The following is a 1,896-nucleotide window of genomic DNA, read 5'->3' as shown; positions in this document are numbered from 1 at the left end:
ATTCTGCTGGCAAAAGAAAACAATTTATCTGAGAAGAATATCAGTAAGATGACAGGAATCAAAATTGATGCGGTTAATTCTATTATAGACTTAGTCTATTATGCAAAGGACATAGGAATTAGTTAGATTCCACAAGTCTTTTCAAGCAGGGTTTTATGTTTTTATAAATTTGTTTTATAATTAGATTATAATATATCCTGGATAATATAAAAGAAAATTTATGGAAGGGGGGTAAATAAAATGAAATTAGCCAGTTTTGATTTTGAACATGAAGGATATATTCCCGAAAAATTTACCTGCGATGGAGAGGACGTAAGCCCGGCATTGATGATTGAGGATATCCCTGAAAATGCTAAGAGATTAGCCTTAATTGTCGAGGATCCGGACGCACCGGCAGGGACATGGATTCATTGGCTCGTTTTTAACATCCATGTAAAAGATGTTATAGAAGAAGGTGAAATTCCCGGGACACAGGGCATCAATGATTTCCGGAAATTAGAATATGGAGGACCATGTCCCCCATCCGGGACACATCGTTATTTCTTTAAACTATATGCCCTGGATGAGAAACTTGATTTAAAAGAGGGGTGCCACAAAAAGGACCTATTAAAAGCCATGGAAGGTCATATTATTGAAGAGACAGAATTAATCGGTCTTTATCAGCGAAAATAAATTGTTTAAATCAGGCCTCTTCTTTTCTAAGGTAAACCACCTGTCGATTAAAGGGAATTTCGACACCTTTAGAATCAAAATGGTTTTTAATAAGCTTTTTTAAATCTCTTTCAGCTGCCCAGTGCATCATTGGTTTTAATTTTGCAATAAGCCTGATAGTTATGCCGGAAGCGCCAAGGGACATTACTCCCTGCACGACGGGTGGTTCTAATATGATTTCTTTATTTGTCTCTGCCCATTGCTTCCCAATATTTTCCAGTTCTTGCATACCTTTTTCAATATCCTGTTCATAAGCAAGGTCTACTTCAACCACAGCCCTGGTCCAGCCTTTGTTGAAGTTTCCGAAATTGGCAATTTCTCCATTGGGAATAGTCCATAATTCGCCGGAGAATTTGCGTAATTGTACATGTCTTAAATTCATAGATTCAACTGTACCAGTATGAGAGTTGACAGTAATAACGTCTCCCACTGAAATTGTGCCATCAAGCAGAATAAATATGCCTGAAATAAAATCCTTAACAATAGCTTGGGCTCCAAAACCAATAGCAAGACCAAGCACACCGGCACTGGCAATAATAGGAGTGGTGTCTATCCCGATTTTTTTCAAAATAATTGTAATAGCTATAAAATAGATAAAGAAACTGAATATTGAGTTAAAAAACGGGGCAAGGGTTTCGGCACGAGCAATCTTTCTCTGGTAATCCTTTGCACCCTTACGTGGTCTTAATATTGTTTGAATAACATTTTTCCCTGTATTTAAGATTATTTTGGTTATTATTAAAACTATAACAATAGTTAAAAGAATTGAAAGTAATCTTTGCAATTGTTCAGGATTTAATAGTTGTTCCCATAACTTCTGAAAATCCAATAAAGTCTGTTCCATTGTTTACCCCCTGTTTTATTAGTTTAGGAAAGATATTAACTATATAATTTACAGTATCCATTTTATCAGATAGAAACACATAATCAAGTTTATGAATAATTTAAATGATTTTTAATGATAAAAATCATAAAAGATAGTAAAATAAAAAGGCAAACTACCTTTTATTAGAAACAGAAATTAATTTTTATAAGTTAATAAAAAATAGGAGAAAATATAATGGAAGGCTGGATTCTTTATAAACAAAGACAGAATGAAATATCCTCTGATAAGTATGAAATGAATAGGTTTTTAGAAGTAGCCCAAAAAAGAGAAATAGATTTAAAGATATTATGCCCTGAACA

Annotated in this window: 2 protein-coding genes; one reads left to right on the top strand and one right to left on the bottom strand. The window is 33.9% G+C overall.

The window, feature by feature from the left end; all coding sequences use genetic code 11:
* Positions 1 to 240: 240 nt before the first annotated feature.
* Complete coding sequence (locus tag PHQ99_08220; protein MDD4289555.1) at positions 241 to 672, top strand: YbhB/YbcL family Raf kinase inhibitor-like protein; 432 nt, start codon at positions 241 to 243, stop codon at positions 670 to 672.
* 10 nt (positions 673 to 682) lie between these two features.
* Here PHQ99_08220 and PHQ99_08215 read toward each other — a convergent pair whose 3' ends face one another.
* The gene (locus tag PHQ99_08215; GenBank protein MDD4289554.1) at positions 683 to 1,555 is read right to left on the bottom strand and encodes a mechanosensitive ion channel family protein; all 873 of its coding nucleotides are present in this window, start codon (positions 1,553 to 1,555) and stop codon (positions 683 to 685) included.
* Positions 1,556 to 1,896 lie beyond the last annotated feature (341 nt).

It is taken from the genome of Atribacterota bacterium, assembly GCA_028703475.1.
Classification (GTDB): domain Bacteria; phylum Atribacterota; class Phoenicimicrobiia; order Phoenicimicrobiales; family Stramentimicrobiaceae; genus JAQVMU01.
Note: the sequence above shows the minus strand (reverse complement) of the source record. Positions and strands in the feature narration are given on the sequence as shown.

Excerpts from the sequence above, each read along its gene's own strand:
- PHQ99_08220 (MDD4289555.1), top strand. The coding sequence starts at position 241 with ATGAAATTAGCCAGTTTTGATTTTGAACATGAAGGATATATTCCCGAA.
- PHQ99_08215 (MDD4289554.1), bottom strand. The coding sequence starts at position 1,555 with ATGGAACAGACTTTATTGGATTTTCAGAAGTTATGGGAACAACTATTA.